Source organism: Pseudomonas sp. AC463, assembly GCF_979253585.1.
Map to the genome: position 1 here is coordinate 99,365 of NZ_CEEDDZ010000008.1, position 19,801 is coordinate 119,165.

The 19,801-nt window shown below is 62.5% G+C and carries 11 protein-coding genes and 2 riboswitches; of the genes, 5 read left to right on the forward strand and 6 right to left on the reverse strand.

All coding sequences use genetic code 11. The annotated features are described in order from the left end of the window. Positions 1 to 20 precede the first annotated feature (20 nt). Positions 21 to 3,731: a methionine synthase gene (gene metH / locus AC0IYH_RS12195; RefSeq protein ID WP_471834523.1), complete on the reverse strand. Its 3,711-nt coding sequence runs from the start codon at positions 3,729 to 3,731 to the stop codon at positions 21 to 23. A gap of 167 nt (positions 3,732 to 3,898) precedes the next feature. Here metH and AC0IYH_RS12200 point away from each other — a divergent pair, with 167 nt between their 5' ends. Next, positions 3,899 to 6,181, forward strand: a complete 2,283-nt coding sequence (locus AC0IYH_RS12200; protein ID WP_471834525.1) for a fatty acid cis/trans isomerase — start codon at positions 3,899 to 3,901, stop codon at positions 6,179 to 6,181. An 8-nt stretch (positions 6,182 to 6,189) separates the two neighbouring features. Here AC0IYH_RS12200 and AC0IYH_RS12205 read toward each other — a convergent pair whose 3' ends face one another. Beyond that, a complete protein-coding gene (locus tag AC0IYH_RS12205; protein WP_471834527.1) occupies positions 6,190 to 10,185 on the reverse strand; it encodes a dermonecrotic toxin domain-containing protein in 3,996 nt (1,331 codons plus the stop codon). A 222-nt stretch (positions 10,186 to 10,407) separates the two neighbouring features. Here AC0IYH_RS12205 and nfuA point away from each other — a divergent pair, with 222 nt between their 5' ends. After that, positions 10,408 to 10,992, forward strand: a complete 585-nt coding sequence (nfuA, locus tag AC0IYH_RS12210; RefSeq protein ID WP_017136914.1) for a Fe-S biogenesis protein NfuA — start codon at positions 10,408 to 10,410, stop codon at positions 10,990 to 10,992. Between the two features lie 175 nt (positions 10,993 to 11,167). On the opposite strand, the gene cobM is transcribed toward nfuA, so the two are convergent. From cobM to AC0IYH_RS12230, 4 genes are all read right to left on the reverse strand, one after another. Further along, positions 11,168 to 11,914: a precorrin-4 C(11)-methyltransferase gene (cobM, locus tag AC0IYH_RS12215; RefSeq protein WP_471834529.1), complete on the reverse strand. Its 747-nt coding sequence runs from the start codon at positions 11,912 to 11,914 to the stop codon at positions 11,168 to 11,170. A 70-nt stretch (positions 11,915 to 11,984) separates the two neighbouring features. Next, the gene (locus tag AC0IYH_RS12220; RefSeq protein ID WP_471834530.1) at positions 11,985 to 12,377 is read right to left on the reverse strand and encodes a cobalamin biosynthesis protein; all 393 of its coding nucleotides are present in this window, start codon (positions 12,375 to 12,377) and stop codon (positions 11,985 to 11,987) included. Beyond that, positions 12,374 to 13,078: a CbtA family protein gene (locus tag AC0IYH_RS12225; protein ID WP_116629963.1), complete on the reverse strand. Its 705-nt coding sequence runs from the start codon at positions 13,076 to 13,078 to the stop codon at positions 12,374 to 12,376. Before AC0IYH_RS12225 ends, AC0IYH_RS12220 begins: the two co-directional genes overlap by 4 nt. An 11-nt stretch (positions 13,079 to 13,089) precedes the next feature. Continuing rightward, positions 13,090 to 13,278 carry a CbtB domain-containing protein gene (locus AC0IYH_RS12230; protein ID WP_032875937.1) on the reverse strand — a complete coding sequence of 63 codons (189 nt, stop codon included), beginning with the start codon at positions 13,276 to 13,278 and terminating at the stop codon, positions 13,090 to 13,092. A gap of 96 nt (positions 13,279 to 13,374) precedes the next feature. After that, positions 13,375 to 13,589: riboswitch (cobalamin riboswitch) on the reverse strand. Positions 13,590 to 13,631: 42 nt separating this feature from the next. Next, a riboswitch (cobalamin riboswitch) is annotated at positions 13,632 to 13,831 on the forward strand. A gap of 93 nt (positions 13,832 to 13,924) precedes the next feature. Between AC0IYH_RS12230 and cobW the strand changes: the two genes are divergently transcribed. Genes cobW through AC0IYH_RS12245 form a run of 3 tightly spaced genes read left to right on the forward strand, consistent with a single transcriptional unit; the run spans position 13,925 to position 19,749 of the window. Then, entirely contained in the window at positions 13,925 to 14,986 is a 1,062-nt protein-coding gene (gene cobW / locus AC0IYH_RS12235; protein ID WP_116629962.1) for a cobalamin biosynthesis protein CobW, read from the forward strand. Between the two features lie 3 nt (positions 14,987 to 14,989). Further along, entirely contained in the window at positions 14,990 to 18,751 is a 3,762-nt protein-coding gene (cobN, locus tag AC0IYH_RS12240) for a cobaltochelatase subunit CobN (protein ID WP_471834532.1), read from the forward strand. After that, positions 18,751 to 19,749, forward strand: a complete 999-nt coding sequence (locus tag AC0IYH_RS12245) for an ATP-binding protein (RefSeq protein ID WP_471834534.1) — start codon at positions 18,751 to 18,753, stop codon at positions 19,747 to 19,749. Before cobN ends, AC0IYH_RS12245 begins: the two co-directional genes overlap by 1 nt. The last annotated feature ends 52 nt before the right edge of the window (positions 19,750 to 19,801 follow it).

The following is a 19,801-nucleotide window of genomic DNA, read 5'->3' on the forward strand; positions in this document are numbered from 1 at the left end:
ACACCGCGCCCCGGTCTGGATCAGTTGTCGTAGCCCAGGTTCGGTGCCAGCCAGCGCTCGGTCACGGCCAGGTCCTGGCCTTTGCGCGCGGTGTAGCTGTTGACCTGGTCCTTGTCGATCTTGCCCACGGCAAAGTACTGCGCCTGCGGGTGGGCGAAGTACCAGCCGCTGACCGCCGCCGCCGGGAACATCGCGTAGTGCTCGGTGAGGAACACGCCGCTGCGGCCGGCCTGCATCTCGCGGGCTTCAGGGTCGAGCAGTTGGAACAGCTGGGCTTTTTCGGTGTGGTCCGGGCACGCCGGGTAGCCCGGGGCAGGGCGGATACCGCTGTACTGTTCCTTGATCAGCGCTTCGTTATCCAGTTGTTCGTCCTTGGCATACCCCCAGTGTTCTTTACGCACCTGCTGGTGCAGCCATTCGGCGCAGGCCTCGGCCAGGCGGTCGGCGAGGGCCTTGACCATGATCGAGTTGTAGTCGTCGCCCGCGTCCTGGTAGGCCTTGGCGACTTCTTCGGCGCCGATGCCGGCGGTGGTGATGAAGCCACCGATGTAGTCGGTCACGCCGCTGTCCTTGGGCGCCACGAAGTCGGCCAGGGAGAAGTTCGGCTTGCCGTCGGTCTTGATGATCTGCTGGCGCAGGTGGTGCAGTTTGGCAATTGGCTGCCCATCGTCGCCGTAGACTTCCAGGTCGTCGTCCTGCACCTGGTTGGTCGGCCAGAAGCCGAACACGGCGCGGGCGCTGATGAGTTTTTCGTCGATCAGCTTGGCGAGCATTTCCTGGGCATCGGCGTACAGCGCGGTGGCGGCTTCACCGACCACTTCATCCTCGAGGATGCGCGGGAATTTACCGGCCAGGTCCCAGGAGATAAAGAACGGCGTCCAGTCGATGTACTCGGCCAGCACCTTGAGGTCGATGTTGTCCAGCACTCTGGCACCGGTAAAGGTCGGCTTGACCGGCGTGTAGGTGCTCCAGTCGAACTGCGGCTTTTTGGCGATGGCCGCCGGGTAACTCAGGCGCTCGGTGCGTGCACTGCGGTTGGCGGTGCGCTCACGCACGTCGACGTATTCCAGGCGGGTCTTCTCGACAAACGCCGGCTTCAATTCCTTGGACAGCAACTGCGTGGCCACGCCCACGGCGCGGGAGGCGTCGGTGACGTAGATCACTGCGTCATTGCTGTACTTGGGCTCGATTTTCACCGCCGTGTGCGCCTTGGAGGTGGTGGCGCCACCGATCATCAACGGCAGGTGGAAGTCCTGGCGCTGCATCTCACGGGCGACATGCACCATCTCGTCCAGGGACGGGGTGATCAGGCCGGACAGCCCGATGATGTCGCACTTCTGTTCCTTGGCCACCTGCAGGATTTTCTCGGCCGGCACCATTACGCCCAGGTCGACAATGTCATAGCCGTTGCAACCCAGCACCACGCCGACAATGTTCTTGCCGATGTCGTGCACATCGCCTTTTACCGTAGCCATCAGGATCTTGCCCTTGGCTTCCGGCTTGTCGCCTTTTTCCAGCTCGATGAACGGGATCAAGTGAGCCACGGCCTGCTTCATCACGCGGGCGGATTTCACCACCTGGGGCAGGAACATTTTGCCGGCGCCGAACAGGTCGCCGACGATGTTCATGCCGGACATCAGCGGGCCTTCGATCACTTCGATCGGGCGCGCGAATGACTGGCGGGATTCCTCGGTGTCTTCGACGATGTGGGTGGTGATGCCCTTGACCAGCGCGTGTTCCAGGCGCTTGTTTACCGGCCAGCCGCGCCATTCCTCGGTTTCGGCTTCCTTGACGCTGCCGTCGCCCTTGTACTTGTCGGCAATGGCGAGGAGGGCGTCGGTGCCCTCCGGGGTGCGGTTGAGCACCACGTCTTCCACCGCGTCGCGCAGCTCGGCCGGGATCTGGTCGTAGATCTCCAGCTGGCCGGCGTTGACGATGCCCATGGTCAGGCCGTTGCGGATCGCGTACAGCAGGAACACCGAGTGGATCGCCTCGCGCACCGGGTTGTTGCCACGGAACGAGAACGATACGTTGGACACGCCACCGGACGTCAGCGCATACGGCAGCTCGTCGCGGATGTAGGCGCAGGCGTTGATGAAGTCGACGGCGTAGTTGTTGTGTTCCTCGATACCGGTGGCCACCGCGAAGATGTTCGGGTCGAAGATGATGTCTTCCGGCGGGAAGCCGACTTCATTCACCAGGATGTCGTAGGAGCGTTTGCAGATTTCTTTCTTGCGCGCTTCGGTGTCGGCCTGGCCGGCTTCGTCAAAGGCCATCACCACCACCGCGGCGCCGTAGCGCTTGCACAGTTTGGCGTGGTGAATGAACTGCTCGACGCCTTCCTTCATGCTGATGGAGTTGACGATGCCCTTGCCCTGGATGCACTTGAGGCCGGCTTCGATCACGTCCCACTTGGAGGAGTCGATCATGATCGGCACGCGGGAGATGTCCGGCTCGCCGGCAATCAGATTGAGGAAGGTGACCATGGCCTTCTTCGAATCGAGCATGCCCTCGTCCATGTTGATGTCGATCACCTGGGCGCCGGCTTCCACCTGCTGCAGGGCGACTTCCAGGGCCTCGGTGTAGTTGTCTTCGCGGATCAGGCGGGCAAAGCGCGCGGAACCGGTGATGTTGGTGCGCTCGCCGACGTTGACGAACAACGAGCTGCGGTCAATCGTGAACGGCTCCAGGCCCGACAGACGGCAGGCCTTGGGGATGTCCGGGATCGGGCGCGGCGCATAACCGGCCACGGCCTTGGCGATGGCTTCGATGTGGCCCGGCGTGGTGCCGCAGCAGCCGCCGACGATGTTGAGGAAGCCGCTCTGGGCGAACTCTTCGATGACCTTGGCCGTTTCCGACGGCAGTTCGTCGTATTCGCCGAATTCGTTGGGCAGGCCGGCGTTGGGGTGCGCGGACACGTGGGTGTTGGCCTTGTTCGACAGCTCCTCCAGGTACGGGCGCAGCTCGCTGGCGCCCAGGGCGCAGTTGAGGCCTACCGAAATCGGCTTGGCGTGGGCCACGGAGTTCCAGAACGCTTCGGTGGTCTGGCCCGACAGGGTACGGCCGGAGGCGTCGGTGATGGTGCCGGAAATCATGATCGGCAGTTCGAGGTTCAGCTCTTCGAACACGCCTTGCACGGCGAAGATCGCCGCCTTGGCGTTGAGGGTGTCGAAGATGGTTTCGATCAGGATCAGGTCGGCGCCGCCCTCGATCAAGCCTTTGGTGGCCTCGGTGTAGTTTTCTACCAGTTCGTCGAAGGTCACGTTGCGGTAGCCGGGGTTGTTCACGTCCGGCGACAGCGAGCAGGTACGGCTGGTCGGGCCGAGTACACCGGCGACGAAACGTGGCTTGGCCGGGTTTTCGGCGGTCTTGGCGTCGGCGATCTTGCGCGCCAGGCGTGCGCCTTCTACGTTCAGTTCATAGGCCAGCTCTTCCATGCCGTAGTCGGCCATGGAAATGCGCGTGGCGTTGAAGGTGTTGGTTTCGAGGATGTCGGCGCCGGCATCCAGGTAGGCTTTCTCGATGCCGCCGATCACGTCCGGGCGGGTGATGACCAAGAGGTCGTTGTTGCCCTTGACGTCGCTTGGCCAGTCGGCGAAACGTTTGCCACGGTAATCCTGCTCCTCAAGCTTATAGCTCTGGATCATCGTGCCCATGCCGCCGTCGAGGATCAGGATGCGTTCCTTGAGGGCTTGGTGGAGGGCTTGCAGACGAGCGCTACGATCGGGCATGGGACTACTCTAGGTCAGGCTTTACGGAGGGCGTGGATCATAGCAAACCTGTGCGCTTTTGGAGCATGGTAGGTTTTTGCATGAATATCGTTCATGTTGATGGCGTGTCGACATCGGTAGAATCGTCGGCAATTTTTCAGCGCACGCATTGAATCGGGACCGGATACATGTCACTTCGTCTTATCGTCAGCGCCGTCCTGGCATTGATCGCCAGTACCGCCCTGGCGGAAGGTTCCATTTCATACACGCGCGATATCCAGCCGATCTTCACCGAAAAGTGCGTGGCCTGCCATGCCTGCTACGACTCTGCCTGCCAGCTCAACCTGGGCAGTGCCGAGGGCGCGGCGCGCGGTGCGAGCAAAATGCCGGTGTACGACGGCGAGCGCAGCCAGGCCGCGCCCACCACGCGTTTGTTCTATGACGCCTTCGGCAAACAGGCCTGGCAGCAGAAAGGCTTTTATTCGGTGCTGGACGCCCAAGGCAGCCAGGCCGCCCTGATGGCGCGCATGCTCGAGCTGGGCCACAGCGCGCCGTTGCAGCCCAACGCCAAGTTGCCCGATGACATTGTGTTGGGCCTGAACCGTGAAAACATGTGCGCCGCGCCCGGCGAGTTCAATGCCTACGCCGGTGCCCGTCCCAGGGAAGGCATGCCGCTGGCGGTCACCGGCCTGACCGACCAGCAATACCAGACCCTGCAACGCTGGCTGGCCTCCGGCGCCCCGATTGACGAGCAGGGCCTGGCGCCGAGTGCCAAGGAAGCCTTGCAGGTGCAGCAGTGGGAAAACCTGTTCAACCAGCCGGGCGCCCGCGAAAGCCTGGTGGCGCGCTGGCTGTTCGAGCATTTGTTTCTGGCGCATATCTATTTCGAGAATGGCGAGCCGGGGCATTTCTTCCAGTGGGTGCGTTCGCGCACGCCAAGCGGCCAGCCCATCGACCTGATCGCCACGCGCCGCCCGAATGACGACCCAGGCACCCAGGTTTACTATCGCCTGTGGCCGGTACAGGGCGTGATCGTGCATAAAACCCACATCACGTACCCGTTCAGCGCGGCGAAAATGGCCCGCATCAAAGAGCTGTTCTACGCCGGCAACTGGCAGGTCAACGCCTTGCCGGGTTATGGTCCAGGGCGGCGCGCCAACCCGTTCGAAACCTTCGAGGCCATCCCGGCCAAGGCGCGCTACCAGTTCATGCTGGATAACGCCGAATACTTCGTACGCACCTTTATTCGCGGGCCGGTGTGCCGTGGGCAGATCGCCACGGACGTGATCCGCGACAATTTCTGGACCCTGTTCCAGGATCCTGACCACGACCTGTACATCAACGATGCCCGCTACCGCGGCCAGGCCACGCCGCTGCTGGCGATGCCGGGGCAGATCGACGACGTGGGCAGCGTGCTCAGCCTGTGGCTCAAGTATCGCGACAAACGCAATGAATACGAGGCCTTGCGCCGTGACAGCTACGCCGACCTGCCGCCGCCCAGCTGGTCGAGCCTGTGGGCGGGCAATGACAATGCGTTGCTGACCATCTTTCGGCATTTCGACAGTGCTTCGGTCAGCAAAGGCCTGATTGGCGAAGTGCCGCAGACGATGTGGCTGTTCGACTACCCGCTGCTGGAGCGCACCTATTACCAGTTGGCGGTGAACTTCGATGTGTTCGGCAACGTCTCCCATCAGGCTCAGACCCGCCTGTACTTCGACCTGATTCGCAACGGCGCCGAACAGAACTTCCTGCGCCTGATGCCGGCCGACAGCCGCGATGACTTTATGGACGACTGGTACCAGAACAGCGGCAAGATCAAGCTGTGGCTGGACTACGAAGCGATTGACGACGATAAGCCTACGGGGCTGCATCTGGATGAAAAGGATCCCAAGCGCGACTTTGCCAATCAATTACTCGGCCGTTATGGCGACCTGAACGCCAGCCCGGACCCGATCAACCGCTGCTCCGGCGCCTATTGCTCGCGCGACGGTATCGACCCGGCGTTGCAGGACGCCGAGCAAGCATTGAGCCGCCTGACGTCGCGGCCGGCGGCGGGGCTTAAAGTCATCGACCAGTTGCCCGAAGCCACGATGCTGCGTATTGAAACCGCCGGCGGCAAACGGGTGGTCTACAGCCTGCTGCGTAACCGCGCGCACAGTAACGTGGCGTTTCTGCTGGGTGAGGCCTATCGCTATCAGCCGGGGCTGGACACGCTGACGGTCTACCCAGGGGTGCTCAGCAGCTACCCGAATTTCATGTTCAATATCCCTGCACAGGAAGTGCCCGAATTCGTTGCGCAGATGGAGCGCGCCAAGGATGCCAATCGGTTTGGGAAGATTGTCGACCGCTGGGGCGTTCGGCGCAGCCACCCGTTGTTCTGGCAGTATTTTCACGATTTATCGCAGTACATCCGCGACACTACGCCCGTGGAAGACGGCGTGCTGGACATGAATCGCTACGAGAACCTTTAAGGCATGTATCAGACACACACCATCTGATAGTCAGTGGTCAGCGCGTCGACCAGTGCCTGAAGGCTGTCGAAACGCTGATGGAGGAGAGCACCGAACTCAGCGTCGTCAAGGTAGTACTTCGAGTTGCGACTCAGGATCGCTGATCGAGTCAGTTGGTTTTGCCGGTTTCGGTAATGCAAAATTGGCAGCTGGGTCAGGTTGCGCTCAAGGGAAAACATGCCCTTGCTGTGCAGCCGGAACTCGGGAAACGACGTCACGGGTGTGCCTGGCAGGTTGATCAACAGGTCGCATTGCAGCTTGATGGGGTGTTGCACGTTGCCATGGTACGTGGCTTCGCCAGGGTCTCTGAAGGCGTGTGCGGACAAGGCCCGGTCGACACTGCTGATACGTGCACCGACCGCGTTGGTCATATCGGCGATCCCTCGCACGCCCAGATACTGATTGACATGGGCGCAGCCGACCAGCGCTACCCAGCGGCTTGCTCCCCGTTGGACCTGATCGGCGTTTATCAGTTTTGCTGCGTGATAATTCATCGTGCGCAAACGCTGTTGCAGCATATCCAGGCTGAACGGCTTGATAGCGGCGATACTGCACGAGGCCAGGCAATCGATCGCAACCGGGCGTATGCCCTGTGCACGGGCTGTATCGATCAGTCGCCTGTAGGTGAACGCGTCATTGGCGTTGGTCACCTGGTCGATTTGCTGGAGCAGGGTTTTCAGCTCCGGGGTGTGTTCTCCGGTCCTGGAAAGGAAAAACCGGTCGAGGGCGGTTTGGTGCAGGTCCCAACTGAAGGCTTCCAGGTAGAGCACGCTTACGCCCTGCTGGTGAAAGGTGGGCATGTTTTCGATCAGAAACTGCCGTGCGATTGAGTGGGTGTGCATCTCTGCGACGACCAGGCCTGGGTGTTGATCAAGGATTTCCTCAATCAGGGCGCGCACGTCTGTGTGGTTGGCCTGCGCCAATCGTGGCTTGGGTGCAGGCCTGAATTGCACGAGGGAGCGCTGGGCGTCCTGGGTCAGCCTTTCGCGCACCGCTTCAAGATGGCGCTGAAACGCGCGAGTCGCCGGCGCGTAGAGCTGCGAATTCGCCAGGTTGAGTATGCCGAAGCGCTCGGTGGCAAAGGCCGCAAGCTCGTTGCGGTGAGCAGGGCTGAGGTGGTAGCTGTTCAGGGGGGTGTCGGCATCCGTGCGTGGGGCATCATCCCCCCCGCCGAGCAGGCGCAGCTGCCGTTCCCGGGGCACAGGCGACCATATGTCGGTCAGCTCATCCTGGGCGACAAGGTAGCGAATGTTGGGGAAGGCTGGGTCATGGATATAACGTTGTCCTTGTATTTGCAGGCTGGGGTGAAAGTCGTCACCTATCCGTACGAAATATTCCGATCCGGCGTTATTGCGATAGAGATTGCCGGACATTTGCCTGAGATCTTTCGAAGGCACCGGCACAAGGGGGTTGGCGGGTGCGGGGGGCAGGCTGCTCAGGGCAGGCGGCAGGGCAGAGGGGGTTGTCAGCACTACTCGACTGTTACTGCCGATAAGGGACCATATCTGGTTGGCTGCGGATCTGGACTTCTTTATTTGTGCCAGCATCAAGTAAATCTGGCGGATATGCGACAGTGCCGTAAACGTTGAGGTGACGGGCAGAAAACCAAGGATGTCGAGCCCGACTTCAACGCCGAACATGATTTTGTTCATGACCGACTGCTTTTTGACCTCGGCATTGGTGGTGGACTCGCTGCCAGCGCTATGCCTCAGGGTGTGGACTAACTGATCGTACATCGATTCATGCACATTCCCGTTGACGGGAACCAGGCGCAGGGTGTCGAACGGGTTGCCTGCCCGATGGCGCGAGGCGCTCAGAAAGGTCTTCATCCAGTCCTGGGAAAACGCCTTGTGTTCCAGGGAGCGTTTGCCTTCGGTGGTCAGCCGTTCCTGGAAATAGCGGACCCATGGGGGCGAGGAGGCCCACTGCTCTTTCAGCACGCATTTGAGTGTGCCGAGGTCCTTGAACTCCTTGAACTCCTGGCCGTCTGGCCCGTTTGGCGTATAGAGCACGACATTGGGGACGGAGGCCGGGTGTTGGGCGCTGAGCACCAGCACGTTGTTCAGCTCATAACCATTACGAGCCCTCGGGCTGTTGCCGATTTGCAGAATATTGGCAACGATCAGTTGGCCTTCTACGCTGCGCAGGGCTGGCAATGGATGATCAATCAATGCTTTGACCCATTCGTAGCCGCGGTTGAGCCGGTCAGGCAGGAACCGTGTGTTTTCCAAGTGCGCAACCAAGGCGTTGGCCTTAAGCGTGGCCAGGTACGCCCTTCGCCACGACTCACGCAGTTCTGCGCCCTGTACGATCATTTGTTCGTGTAATAACTCATCGTAGCCTTGGCCCGCGTCCAGATCCTTGGCGAGGGCGCGTAGTTCATCATTATTGAGGAGCACCTCTGTGGGGGCCTTGTGCAGGTAATGGGCGTGTAAACGGCTATTCGTGCGTGCCAGCAGTTTCATATAGGTCACGTCCCAAGGGTCGACGTTTCTCAGCACAAACTGGGTCAGTGTCATGCGTTCCAGATCGATTTTCTTCGGGTACTCAGCTGCGGGGCCACCAATGGTCGGGGTCGAGGATCCGGAAGGATTGATAGGGCTTGAAACGGTCGTAAAGACCACCTGCACCGTTTCCGGGTCGAGGTCGACGAAACGCGGCGCGAAGTACTCCTTAATGCGTTTGCGGGTATAAGCCTGCAACGAAGGGATCTGTTTTTGCATCAGCAAACGGGCCAGGGTCTTGTTTTGCGCATGGTCGTCGACCAGGTATTGCCGCAAACGTATCCCGTTGGCTGGATCGAGTGCGATATACCAATCCGGGCGATGTTTTTCGAGTAGCAAGATTGCGCGGGCTTTGAGCCCATGCCCAAGGTCCAGTAGAGGGCCGATATCGGCGGCGTGATCGAAAGCTTCCTGCAGCGCCGCGAAGTCTGTTTCATCTTTGGGCAGGGTCTGCCAAGTGAACGCCAAGTCACTTCGCTGCTGGTCCAGAAGGGCCTGGGCGGCATATTCAAAGATATTGCCTTCGACTGTGGTGAACGAAATGGATCGCTGAGGGTGCCGTTCGATCCTGCCATGGGCGTGCCATGGCACGTTACGTAGCAGTTGGTGGCGCGAGGTGGGTGCGGCCAGGCGAGCTTGCAGCGCCTGCTGGAGCGCCGGCAGGGAGTCAAAGGTTTGGATGCCATTGATGTTGCAGCACAGCACAACAGGGCCGCAGTCGGTGTCGGCGTTTATCGATGACCCTGGTGTCTTGGTTGTCAGGATGAATGTGTTGAGCAGGTCGATGTCCGGCAGGCCGTCTGCGATGTGCACACTCGCTTTCAGCGTGGAAGGGCGTTGCTGGGAGGGGGCGCTGGCCCGTTGGATAGCGCTCGGGCAACGGTACAAATGGTCCAGCATGTGCCTGAAGTGCAGGCCCAGCGTGCCATCCTCCAGACGCAGCGCTGCCAGGGCTTGCAGAGCACTGCGCTGGATGTCGGCCAGCCATTGCCGGCGCGTGCGAAGATCGGTGTCGGAGTAAGCGCCGTTCCAGAACGCATCGAGTTGTCGGGCGTAGAGTTGGTCCGGGCTGCGAACCATGGATTCGATCAACGATTCAAATGAGGGGTTGCTGTATAGGGTCGAATTCGCCGATTGCAGGCAGGCTCGGTAAAAGCCGTTATCTTGCAGGACGCCGCCTGCCCATGGCCTTTGTGCGAGGAGTCGTTGCAAACCATTGACGCTGTACCCCGCAGGCGCGTACACGCGGCGATCGGGGACGGTGATGAACCAGAGGTTCTTTTCGTAGCGTATTTCTTGCGCCTCAATCGGCGGCGGGCGTGTGGCGAACATGTTTTGTGCGTGCGAGTGAAGAACGCCGATCAGGCTATACGCACTGGGTTGTTGTTGGAGTAGTTGCTGCAGTTGCGTTTGGAAGCTGGCAATGTTTTCCAGATAAAACGACGAGGGTGAGTCTGGCATCGAGTTGATCTCGTGGGCGCTGTGAGCGGGATCAACGATGTTAAAACTGCCTGGCGCGGTGGCGGCGTAGATATATAACGGGTCGGGAGGCTGTTCCTGTGGGGGCTGGTTGACGTGCGTGCGCCGCGGATGGGGGCTGACCTTTTCCCGACAAAAATACTAGGACTTTGTACCTCGGTAATAATTTGGCGTAAACTGCCGGCAAGCCTGTGAGGAGTTTCCATGACTGCCATAACCATTACCGACGCCGCCCACGATTACCTGGCTGACCTGCTGTCCAAGCAGAACACCCCGGGTATCGGTATCCGCGTCTTCATCACCCAGCCCGGCACCCAATACGCCGAGACTTGCATTGCCTACTGCAAGCCTGGCGAAGAGAAACCTGAAGACACCGCCCTGGGGCTCAAAAGCTTCACCGCCTATATCGACAACTTCAGCGAAGCCTTCCTCGACGACGCCGTGGTCGACTACGCCACCGACCGTATGGGCGGCCAGTTGACCATCAAGGCGCCCAACGCCAAGGTGCCGAACGTCAACGCCGACAGCCCGGTAAACGAGCGCATCAACTATTACCTGCAAACCGAAATCAACCCGGGGCTGGCCAGCCACGGCGGCCAGGTCAGCCTGATCGACGTGGTTGAAGACGGCATCGCCGTGCTCAAGTTCGGCGGCGGCTGCCAGGGCTGCGGCCAGGCGGACGTGACGTTGCGCGAAGGCATCGAGCGCACCCTGCTGGAGCGTATTCCGGAGCTTAAGGGTGTACGCGACGTGACTGACCACACGCAGAAAGAAAACGCCTACTACTGAGTAAGGCGTTCACTGCGAACAAAAAAACGGCGCCCCGTGAGCGCCGTTTTTTTATGCCTAAAATTCAATTACTTGCACTATATACCTAACAAAGCAGATCAAGCCCCCTCCTACATTTTGTTTTTTATTTATTCAATTAAATCAATTATTTGATTTGTATTTATAAAGTGAAATGTCATGGTCGATAAAGGTGAGCATGCCCGGCCCGATACAACGACGACTCACTGAAATTGTCACTCGCCAACACCCGTCCCACCACAATCAGGGCCGTGCGCTTAAAGCCCTTGGCGGCGACTTTGTCGGCAATGTCACTGAGCGTTCCAACCGCCCAATCCTGATCCGGCCACGTGGCCCGGTGCACCACGGCAATCGGGCAATCCGCGCCATAGTGCGGCAGCAGTTCGGCGACGATCTTCTCCAGGTGGTTGACCCCCAGATGAATCGCCATGGTCGTACCGTGCCGTGCCAGGCTGTCGAAGTCCTCGCCGGCGGGCATGCTGGTTTTGTCGGCGTAGCGGGTCAGGATCACGCTCTGGGCGATGTCCGGCAGGGTCAGTTCGGTTTCCAGCAGTGCCGCGCAAGCGGCCACGGCCGTGACGCCGGGAATGATCTGGAACGGGATGCCCAGCTCGCGCAAATGGCGGATCTGCTCGCCAATCGCGCCATACAGGCTCGGATCGCCGGAGTGCACGCGGGCCACGTCCTGGCCTTTGGCGTGGGCTGCCTTGATCAGATCGATGATCTGCTCCAGGTGCAGCTCGGCGCTGTTAACTACCGATTCGGCCCGATGCCCCTCCAGTACCGCCGCCGGCACCAGCGAACCGGCATAGATGATCACCGGGCAACTGCGGATCAGCCGCTGGCCTTTGACGGTGATCAATTCCGGGTCGCCGGGGCCGGCGCCGATGAAGTAGACGGTCATGGACAATTCCTGTCGTAAAACGGGCGAGCATGAAGGTTGCTCATGTTCGGGAGGGGCGATTATCGAGGTTTTAGCCGGCGCAGGCCAATGCAAACGTGGCCTGGGGGTTTTTCTGGCGGGTGATCAGCAGGCGCGCTGGGGCATCGGCGAGGTGTTCGGCGAGGGCCAGGGCGGCGCTTTCGGCGACCCCGTAGCAGCCGGTATGGGTGAACGCCACGGCCGATTTGTGGCTCAAGCGGCTTTCATACGCGGCTAATTGCTCGGCGCTGAAACACTGCAAGGGCAGGTCCAGACGCTCGGCCAGTGCGAGCAGCCCCGGCTCAGCCTGTTTCAGATCAATGCTCGCCAGCGCGGTAATGCGCTGGCGCTCAATCCCGCCTTCGGCCAGGGCGCGGTCAAACAACGCCAGCAGGGTGTGAACCTCACAACCCCGCTGGCAGCCCAGGCCGGCCACCAGGGTCATGCCGAGTAGTGGTCGTCGCGGTTGCGGCGGAACAGCCAGGCGCTGATCAGGCCCAAGGCCAGCCAGAACGCCACATTGGTCAGTTGCGATGCAATTTTGAACTGCGCCTCCAGTGCTTCCGGCGCCAGCATCGAATGCACTTGCGGTTGTGGCGCGCCGATCACGTGAGGCACGGCCAGGATCGCCACGCCCAGCACTTTAAGCAGCCAGTTGCGACCAAACACCAGCAGCGCAATGCCGACGGCGGTAGACGCGGCGGTGCCGATCCACCAGATCTGGCGTTGTGCCAGGTCGGCAGCGGCGGTGCCCGGCAACTCCGGCGGCAGGCCCAGGGTCGGCGCCAGTACGAAGGTCGCGTAACCGGCCAGGCCCCAGAGCAGGCCCTGGGCCGTGCGAGTCGGCGTACGCAAGGTGTAGAGACCGGCCAGCATCAGGGCAAAACCAACCGCGACTACCAGATTGCCACCGGTGGTGGACAACACGCGCTGCCAGCCGTCTTCCGGCTCCCAGGCTTCGGCGTCATGGGTGTGAGCGGCAGCGCCGGCGGCATGTTCATGGGCCACTTCAGTGGCGGCCGGGGCTTTTTCAAAGGTTTCCGCCTGCAGAATCAGCGGTGCGACCCAGAAACTTTGCAGCAGGGTCAGTAACAGGGCAGCCAGCAGGCCGGTAAACCCTGCGGTTTGGGCAATACGCTTGATCATGTCGGCAGGTCTCAGTGGCACGGGAACGCGGCGCTGTGGCGGGTATCGTGGGCAGCGTTGTGCACTGCTTCGATATGCGAGAAGCCGGCGAAATACACCAGGCACGCGCCGAGGATCGACGCACCGATGGCGGCGGTCAGGCGTTGGCTCAGGGTGGCGGTGCTGCTGGCGGAGTGCGAAGTGCTGCTGATGATCGACATGGCGCGTCCCTTACGAGTGTCAGGGTGCACAGGCGCATGAAAACCCCGCGAGCCAGGCACGCAGGGTTCCGAACAGCGCCCGCCCACCGCGGGTTTGTTATCTGATTTTTTCGGGCCGGTCTCCGGGCTTGCGAGGGGCGACTTGTTAAACAGCCTTCCTCAGAAAAGCATCGCCTTCCCATGCAAATGCACAGTGGCCATGACGCTTCGCTCGCTTACCGTTGCGGGGGCAGCACCGGACTTACCATAGACCATGGCTCACCGGTTTCCCGTTTCACCCCGTGAGGGGCACCCGAAACAAGATGTGTAGGAGAGCATGGGCGGGCGACGGTAGTCAAATGCAGCGTGCCCCTGTAGCCTTGCACCCTCGAGGTTCTTCGGCCCAGGCCGAAGCTAAGAAGGGAACGCGGTTCAAGCCGCGGCTGCCCCCGCAACTGTGAAGGGTTCAACTGACTGCCACGCCACTGCCGACAAGGCGGGAAGGCGCAGCCAGCGCCGGTCGCAAGACCCGCACGCCCCAAGCCAGGAGACCTGCCTCGCAACCGATTTTCTACTTCAACCGGGCGGGGTGATCCGGTGACGAAATCCGCATCTGCGCGCCGCCGCAGGGCCTATCGTCCCGTATGCCCGCCCCAAAGGGCATCCGATGAAAACACTGGCCAAACTCCCCGTCACCATCGTTACCGGCTTCCTCGGTTCGGGCAAGACCACCTTGCTGCGCCATATGCTCGACAACGCCCAGGGCCGTCGCATTGCCGTGATCGTCAACGAGTTCGGCGAGCTGGGCATCGACGGTGAAATCCTCAAGCAGTGCTCCATCGGTTGCACCGAGGAAGAGGCCAATGGCCGCGTGTACGAGTTGGCCAATGGCTGCCTGTGCTGCACCGTGCAGGAAGAGTTCTTCCCGGTGATGCGCGAACTGGTTGCCCGCCGTGGCGACCTTGACCATATCCTTATCGAAACCTCCGGCCTGGCCCTGCCAAAACCGTTGGTGCAAGCCTTCCAGTGGCCGGAAATCCGCAGCGCCTGCACGGTTGACGCGGTGATCACCGTGGTCGACAGCCCGGCCGTGGCCGCCGGCACCTTTGCCGCCTTCCCCGACCAGGTCGACGCCATGCGCAAACTCGACCCGAACCTGGACCACGAGTCGCCGCTGCACGAACTGTTCGCCGACCAACTGGCCAGCGCCGACCTGGTGATCCTGAACAAATCCGACCTGATCAGCCCGGAAGACCTGGCCCGTGTGCGCCTGGAAGTCGCCGAAGAGCTGCCGCCAGCGGTGAAGATCATCGAAGCCAGCAGCGGTCGCCTGCCGCTGGACGTGCTGATCGGCCTGGGCGCCGGCTCCGAGGAACACATCGACGGGCGCCACAGCCATCATGATCATCACCACGAAGGTGAAGACGACCACGATCACGACGCCTTCGACTCCATCTCCATCGATCTGCCCCAAGCCGACGAAGCCCTGCTGCTCGACGCCCTGACCCAACTGGTGGTGCAACACGGCATTCTGCGTGTCAAAGGTTTCGCCGCCATCCCGAACAAGCCGATGCGCCTGCTGATCCAGGGCGTGGGCACGCGCTTCGACAAGCACTTCGACCGTGCCTGGGGCGCCGACGAAGCGCGCATCACCCGCCTGGTGCTGATCGGCCAGGAGCTGGACGCAGCCGGCCTCGAAGCGCAATTGCGCGCAGCCCTCAGCGTTTAACCCATGCACCTGCTCAGGACTCAGCCCGGTGGTTTCGTCTCGGACGACAATATTGCCGACCTTGGACAAACCCCCGCCGAGCTGGTGATCCTGTGCAGCGGCGACTCCAGCCTGGCGCTGCTGGCGGAAGCAGCCCGGCAGTTGCCCGACGACTTCCCGAGTTTTCGCCTGGCCAACCCTATGCAGGTGCAGAACCACGCCTCGGTCGACCTGTACGTCGATGAAGTGCTGCGCCACGCCAAGGTCATCCTGATCTCGCTGCATGGCGGCATCGGTTATTGGCGTTACGGTATCGAGCGCCTGGTGGAGTTGGCCGAGCGTGGCGTGCAACTGATCCTGGTGCCGGGGGATGATCGCCCCGATCCGGAGCTGAGCGGCCTGAGCACCGTCGGCGTCGAGGCGCGTGACCGTCTGTGGCACTTCCTGCGCCAGGGCGGCTTAAGCAATGCGCTGGATTTCTATCGCTGCCTCGCAAGCAGCCATCTGGGCCGCGACTACGCTTGGGCCGAGCCGCAGACCCTGCCGCGCACCGCGATCTATCACCCGCATAAAGCCAACGCGCGCCTGAACGACTGGCAGGCGGATTGGCACGCCGACTGGCCGGTGGCGGCGGTGTTGTTCTACCGCTCGCACTTGCAGGCGGCCAACACCGGCTTTATCGACGTGTTCTGCCAGCGCTTGCAGGCGGCGGGTCTTAACCCGTTGCCGATGGCGGTGGCCAGTTTGAAAGAGCCCGGCTGCCTGACGGTGGTCGAGGACCTGCTGGATGAAGTCGGCGCGGCGGTGATTCTGAACACCACCGGGTTTGCCCAATCGAGCCCCGAAGCGCCGCACTTGCGGCCGTTTCGGCGCAATATCCCGGTAATCCAGGCGATCTGCGCCCAGGACAACCAGCCTGGCTGGGAGGCCAGCGAGCAGGGCCTTGGCCCGCGCGACCTGGCGATGCACATTGCCTTGCCGGAGCTGGACGGGCGCATTATCAGCCGGCCGATCAGCTTCAAGGACCTGGCCTGGCGCAGCGAGCGCAGCCAGTCGGACGTGGTGTGCTACCGCGCCGCGCCGGAGCGCATGGATTTTGTCGCCGAACTGGCGCGACGCTGGGTCGAGCTGGCGCGGGTGCCGAATGCGGATAAACGCATCGCGCTGATCCTCGCCAACTACCCGACCCGCGACGGCCGCATCGGCAACGGCGTGGGCCTGGATACGCCGGCGGCCGCGCTGAATATCCTGCGTGCGCTGCAGGCCGAAGGTTACCCGCTGCCGGACGCACTGCCCGACAGCGGCACTGCATTGATCCACGACCTGCTCGGCGGCGTGACCAACGACCTCGACAGCCTCGACCTGCGCCCTTGCCATCAAAGCATGACGCTGGACGACTACCAGACGCTGTTCCAGCGCCTGCCGCCGGCCAACCAACAGGCCGTGCTGGCGCGCTGGGGCACACCGCATAACGACCCGATGTTTCGCGACGGCCGCCTGATGATCGCCGGCCTGCGCCTGGGCCTGACCTTTGTCGGCATCCAGCCGGCGCGCGGTTATCAGGTGGACCACAGCGCGGTGTACCACGACCCGGACCTGGTGCCGCCCCACGGCTACCTGGCGTTCTACTTCTGGTTGCGCCACACCTACGGCGCCCATGGCGTGATCCATGTCGGCAAGCACGGCAACCTCGAGTGGCTGCCGGGCAAGGGCGTGGGCCTGTCGGAAAACTGCTGGCCGGATGCGCTGCTCGGGCCGCTGCCGAATATCTACCCGTTCATCGTCAACGACCCGGGCGAGGGCGCCCAGGCCAAGCGCCGTACCCAGGCGGTGATTATCGATCACTTGATGCCGCCACTGACCCGTGCCGAAACCTACGGCCCGCTGCGTAACCTGGAGCTGTTGGCGGACGAGTATTACGAAGCCCAATTGCTCGACCCACGCCGCGCCCTGGAGCTGCAGAAAGACATCCTCAAGCTGGTGCGCGAAACTCGCATCGACCAGGAGCTGGAGCTGGACAACGACGCCGATGCCGCCGTGTGGCTGCCGCGCCTCGACACCTACCTGTGTGATTTGAAGGAATCGCAGATCCGCGACGGCCTGCATATTTTCGGCGAATCCCCCGAGGGCCGTCTGCGTATCGACACCTTGCTGGCCTTGCTGCGCATCCCGCGTGGCGACGGGCGTGGCCCGCAATCGAGCCTGCTGCGGGTATTGGCCAAGGCGTTTGAGCTGGGGTTTGATCCGCTCGATTGCGCCCTCGCCGAACCCTGGACCGGGCGTCGCCCCGCCGTGTTGCAACAGATTGACGCGCAGCTGTGGCGCACCGCCGGCGATACCCGCGAACGCCTGGAGTTGTATGCCGCGCGCTTGATCGAGCAGGCATTGGAAGGCCCGGTGGAACAGTTGGAAGAACCTGGCTGGGAAGATGTGAAAGCGGTGATCGAAAGCCTGCGCATCGTCGTGGCGCCACGCCTGGATGCCTGCGGCCCGGCGGAAATGCGTGGTTTGCTCGATGCCTTGAGCGGTCGTTTCGTGCCGGCGGGGCCGAGCGGCGCGCCGAGTCGTGGGCGTTTGGACGTGTTGCCCACCGGGCGCAATTTCTTCAGCGTGGATGTGCGCAACCTGCCGACCACCACCGCCTGGCGCATCGGCTTCCAGTCGGCCAACCTGATTCTTGAGCGCCACTTGCAGGACCACGGCGACCACCTGCGCCAGCTTGGCCTGTCGGTATGGGGCACGGCGACCATGCGCACCGGCGGTGACGACATAGCCCAAGCCATGGCGCTGATGGGCGTGCGCCCGGTGTGGGCCACGGGCAGCCAGCGGGTGGACGACTTCGAGATCCTGCCGGTCAGCTTGCTCGACCGCCCGCGTGTGGACGTGACCTTGCGCGTGTCCGGCTTCTTCCGCGATGCCTTCGCCAACCTGATCCGCCTGTTTGACGCGGCGGTGCAAGCGGTGGCGGCCCTGGATGAGCCGGACGACATGAACCCACTGGCCGCCAAGGTGCGCAGCGAGCGCGAGGCGCTGCTCAAGTCCGGCCTGGATGAAGAGGCGGCAGCCAAGCAGGCTGGCTGGCGCATTTTCGGCGCCAAGCCCGGTGCCTACGGCGCGGGCGTGCAGGGCGCGATTGACGGGCGCTTGTGGCAGAGCCGCGAGGACTTGGCCGAGCTCTACCTGAACTGGGGCGGCTATGCCTACGGCGGTTCCGATGAGGGCACCGCCGCCCGCGAACAATTCGCCCAGCGCCTGAGCCAGGTGCAAGCGGTGCTGCAGAACCAGGACAACCGCGAGCACGACTTGCTCGACTCGAACGACTACTACCAATTCCAGGGCGGCATGCTCGCCGCCGTGGAAACCCTGAGCGGCGAAAAAGCCGCCAGCTACCACGGCGACCATAGCCAGCCCGACCTGCCGAAGATCCGCACCTTGAAGGAAGAGCTGAACCGGGTGATGCGTTCCCGCGCCGCCAACCCCAAGTGGATCGACGGCGTGAAGCGCCATGGCTATAAAGGCGCGTTCGAAATGGCCGCGACCGTGGACAATCTGTTCGCGTTCGACGCCACCACCGCGCTGATCGACGATCACCAATACGCCTTGCTCGCCGACGCCTACCTGCTCGACCCCGACACCCGCGCCTTTGTGCAACAGCACAACCCGGCGGCGCTGCGCGATATGGCCGAGCGCATGCTCGAAGCCCAGCAGCGCGGCCTGTGGCAGGAACCGGGCGCGTATCGCGAGGCGCTGGAAAACCTGTTGCTGGATATAGAAGAAGACAGTTGATGACTGATATTCCCCATTTTCCGCTGTCCGCCGTGGTCGGCGCCGATGACCTGAAACTGGCGCTGTGCCTGACCGCCATCGACCCGAAGATCGGCGGCGTGCTGATCGAAGGCCCGCGCGGCATGGCCAAGTCGACCCTGGCCCGTGGCCTGGCCGACCTGTTGGCCAGCGGCCAGTTTGTCACCTTGCCGTTGGGCGCCACCGAAGAGCGTCTTGTGGGTACGCTGGACCTGGACGCCGCACTTGGCGAGGGCCGCGCGCAGTTTTCCGCGGGCGTGCTGGCCAAGGCGGATGGCGGCGTGCTGTACGTGGACGAGGTCAACTTGCTGGCGGACCACCTGGTGGACCTGCTGCTCGACGTGGCCGCCAGCGGCACCAACCTGATCGAACGCGATGGCATCTCCCACCGGCATTCGGCGCGCTTTGTGCTGATCGGCACCATGAACCCGGAGGAGGGCGAGTTGCGCCCGCAGTTGCTCGACCGCTTCGGCTTCAATGTGGCGCTGAGCGGGCAGACCTTGCCGGCCGAACGCGGGCAGATCATCCGTCGGCGCCTGGATTTCGACAGCGACCCGGCGGCGTTCTGCGCGCAGTGGGCCGCGCAACAGGCGGCGCTGCGTGAGCGCTGCACCCAGGCACGCAAACGGTTGGACGGCATTGCGCTGGACGACCAGGCGTTGGCACAGATCACCGAGCGCTGCTTTGCCGCCGGGGTCGATGGCTTGCGTGCGGACCTGGTCTGGCTGCGCGGCGCCAGGGCACATGCCGCCTGGCGCGGCGCCAGCGCCATCGCCGAGGAAGATATAGAAGCGGTCGCGGAGTTTGCCTTGCGCCATCGTCGCCAGCAGCAATCTCCACCGGCCAGCCCACCTGATCAAGGGCGGTCGCCGCAACCCTCGGACACCTCGCCCGGCCAGGGCCAATGGGGCGATATGCCCGCGCCGCCGCTGCCCACGGGTGCTCGCCGAGGCGTGCCCGCCTGGCCAAAAAAGCCCTAGGCATCCGCCCCCGACCGGACACGGGGGCGGATGCCCGCCCCAAGGCCGGGCG